Annotated in this window: 3 protein-coding genes and 2 pseudogenes; all 5 read left to right on the top strand. The window is 42.2% G+C overall.

Translation table 11 applies throughout. The features are described 5' to 3' along the window. Positions 1-389 (top strand): annotated as a pseudogene (locus AACQ17_RS07925) (hydrolase); the annotation flags it as partial. A 59-nt stretch (positions 390-448) separates the two neighbouring features. Next, positions 449-655, top strand: coding sequence for a YheU family protein (locus tag AACQ17_RS07920; protein ID WP_010318743.1), 207 nt, complete (start codon positions 449-451; stop codon positions 653-655). Positions 656-737: 82 nt separating this feature from the next. Further along, positions 738-1607 (top strand): phosphoribulokinase, encoded by an 870-nt coding sequence (locus AACQ17_RS07915; protein ID WP_017046747.1) that lies wholly within the window; start codon positions 738-740, stop codon positions 1605-1607. A gap of 241 nt (positions 1608-1848) precedes the next feature. Then, positions 1849-2481, top strand: a complete 633-nt coding sequence (crp, locus tag AACQ17_RS07910) for a cAMP-activated global transcriptional regulator CRP (RefSeq protein ID WP_010318741.1) — start codon at positions 1849-1851, stop codon at positions 2479-2481. Between the two features lie 206 nt (positions 2482-2687). Further along, a pseudogene (locus AACQ17_RS07905) lies at positions 2688-3286 on the top strand (methyl-accepting chemotaxis protein); the annotation flags it as partial.

Below are 3286 nucleotides of genomic sequence, written 5' to 3'. Positions count from 1 at the left end.
TTTTACATAATGAGTTAGGTATTTCTAAGCATCAAATTAAACACATCAAAAAACTTTACGAATTTGACGATCTCATCACCGCGCCTTTGCATGGTTTTCAAGATGCGCAGGATTACTACCAGCAGTGCTCAGGCCTTTCAAAGCTGACACAAATTCGCGTGCCGCTACAAATCATTCAAGCGCAAGATGATCCCTTTATGACGGATGCCGTGATCCCCAAATTTTCTTTACCAGAGAATATCCATTACCGCTTATTTACCCAAGGTGGCCATGTCGGTTTTCTCAGCGGTAGCGCGCTTAAGCCTAAATTTTGGCTCGAAGAAGCACTTCCAACCTATTACGAAAACCTGCGTCACAGCAACCCTATTGACCATCAATGCAACGCATGATTAATCACATATCGCTTTAAATCGATACCCTTTTCTCCATGACAGTTTAAGAGGTCGTCATGCTTATTCCTTGGCAGCACATTGCGCCAGAAACACTGGATAATTTGATTGAAACGTTTGTATTACGCGAAGGTACTGATTACGGAGAGCAGGAAGTACCATTGCAGCAAAAAATCGAGCAAATAAAGAAACAGCTCGCAACAGGGGAAGCGATCATCGTCTATTCTGAGTTGCATGAAAGTGTGGATATTCAATTGCGTAAATAATTTCAGCTCAAAACAATCTACTCTTTTCGTGCTATATTGCAGCCATCGATAACAAGTACGTTACATACAGACAGGGTTTGTCATGTCAGCAAAACATCCAATTATCGCTGTCACCGGCTCGTCCGGTGCCGGTACAACTACGACCTCTGAAGCCTTTCGCAAAATGTTCAATATGATGAACATTAAACCAGCATGGGTTGAAGGGGATAGCTTCCATCGTTTTACACGGCCAGAAATGGATGTGGAAATTCGTAAAGCGCGCGAACAAGGGAAGCACATTAGCTACTTTGGCCCACAAGCCAATGATTTTCCTGCATTGGAAGAATTTTTCCGCCAATATGGGAAATTAGGCACAGGCCAAGTTCGCCGCTATCTACACTCTTTTGACGAAGCTGTGCCCTACAATCAAATGCCCGGCACCTTTACACCTTGGCAAGATTTACCAGACAACTCGGATGTGATGTTTTACGAAGGTCTGCATGGCGGTGTAGTCGATGGCGATGTAAACGTCGCACAGCATGTCGATTTTTTGATAGGCATGGTACCAATCGTTAACCTTGAGTGGATACAAAAGTACGTGCGTGATACTCGTGATCGAGGCCATTCACGTGAAGCGGTGATGGATTCCATCGTCCGTTCGATGGATGATTACCTCAATTACATCACCCCCCAATTCTCACGAACTCACATCAACTTCCAACGGGTACCGACGGTTGATACTTCAAACCCACTTAACGCCAAGGGCATCCCTAGTTTGGATGAAAGCTTCGTCGTGATACGCCTGCGCGGCATAAAGAATGTTGATTTCCCCTATCTGCTCGCCATGATTGATGGCTCTTTTATGTCGCGCCACAACACCATTGTGGTACCGGGTGGCAAGATGAGTTTTGCGATGGAATTGATCGTCAGACCGATCCTGCAGCAATTGATTGAAACAGGTAAAATTGGCTAAGTGATCGGACAAGTTGACGGTTACTTTTCATACCGTGATCATGTGCACAGTTTTGCGTAAAAAATCATGCCACTGACACGATTAAAATCAAGAAATCGTTTCTGAAAAAGGATACTATCCTTAACCGAAACACAAGTTAGCTTGCAGCATTTGGAAAGTGCTCTTATCCTAGTAAGCTTATTTTAGGCTTAGCTACAATATGGAAAGCGGCAAGCGTACCCTGCAGAGGAAGTGAGATATTATGGTTCTAGGTAAACCTCAAACCGATCCAACACTAGAGTGGTTTCTTTCACACTGTCATATTCATAAATACCCATCGAAAAGCACGTTGATTCATGCGGGCGAAAAAGCAGAGACGCTGTACTACATCGTCAAAGGCTCGGTAGCGGTATTGATTAAAGACGAAGAAGGTAAAGAGATGATCCTCTCTTACCTAAACCAAGGTGACTTTATCGGTGAACTTGGTCTATTCGAAGAAGACCAAGAGCGTACTGCTTGGGTTCGTGCAAAATCTCCTTGTGAAGTTGCGGAAATTTCATTTAAGAAATTCCGTCAGCTTATCCAAGTGAACCCAGACATCTTAATGCGTCTGTCTGCACAAATTTCTCGACGTCTACAAGTCACCAGTCAAAAAGTGGGTGATTTAGCCTTCCTAGACGTGACGGGTCGTATTGCACAAACGCTACTCAACCTAGCGAAACAACCTGATGCAATGACGCACCCAGATGGCATGCAAATCAAAATCACCCGTCAAGAGATCGGCCAAATTGTAGGCTGTTCTCGTGAAACTGTGGGACGTATTTTGAAGATGCTCGAAGAGCAGAATTTAATTTCTGCCCACGGTAAAACTATCGTGGTGTACGGAACTCGTTAATTCTCAAACACAAACACCTTGATTAAAGAGCCAGTTTTACTGGCTCTTTTTTTTATTTAACCAACTCTTTGAATTATTTCCATTCGCTTAAATTATCTCTCATCCGTTCATCACTTAAAAAAATCTGAACTATACTAATTTCACAGATAAAAATACCTAACGTATTGACATAGTACGTAATAATCTCGATGTGAATGGTGGGAAATATGGATATTGCTCATAAATTAAAAATAAAGCATAAGGTAGGAATTCTATCTATTATTGCCATTGTCGGGTTTGCCGTATTTTTATTTCAACAATACCAAGTTCAAACCCAGACTCAACTCAGTATTGAGCAGATACGCGATGAATATTTCCCCGCATTAAGCTCAGTAACTAATGCTCGCAATACTATAAAAAATCTAGACCAAGCACTGCAAACTGCGGTTAGCACTGGTGATGATGAACTGATGGACAGCGCTAAAAACTACTTAAACTTAATCAATGAGGAGCTCAATAATTTAAAAAGAGTGTCACCTCAACACGCGGCTCTCGTTGAGAACCTAAAGAGATTACTCAATAGCTATCAAGAAATTGCGTTTGATATTGCAGCATCACTTATTGATGGCAGCACAGATTTTGCGACTTTACCTGCCAGAGCAAAACAGTCGAACGAATTTTTAGAACAATTAAATAGTGAATTTAAAGCGTTAGTTGAAGCCAGTAATGTCGATTTCAATCAAACCGTAGAGGAGACGATTTCATCGGCTCAACGTTCCATTCACATCGGCATAGGTTTAGGGGCGGTAACTATTCTCGTCTTAAT

This window comes from Vibrio sp. V10_P2A27P122 (assembly GCF_963874335.1).
GTDB classification, from domain to species: domain Bacteria; phylum Pseudomonadota; class Gammaproteobacteria; order Enterobacterales; family Vibrionaceae; genus Vibrio; species Vibrio anguillarum.
Note: the sequence above shows the minus strand (reverse complement) of the source record. Positions and strands in the feature narration are given on the sequence as shown.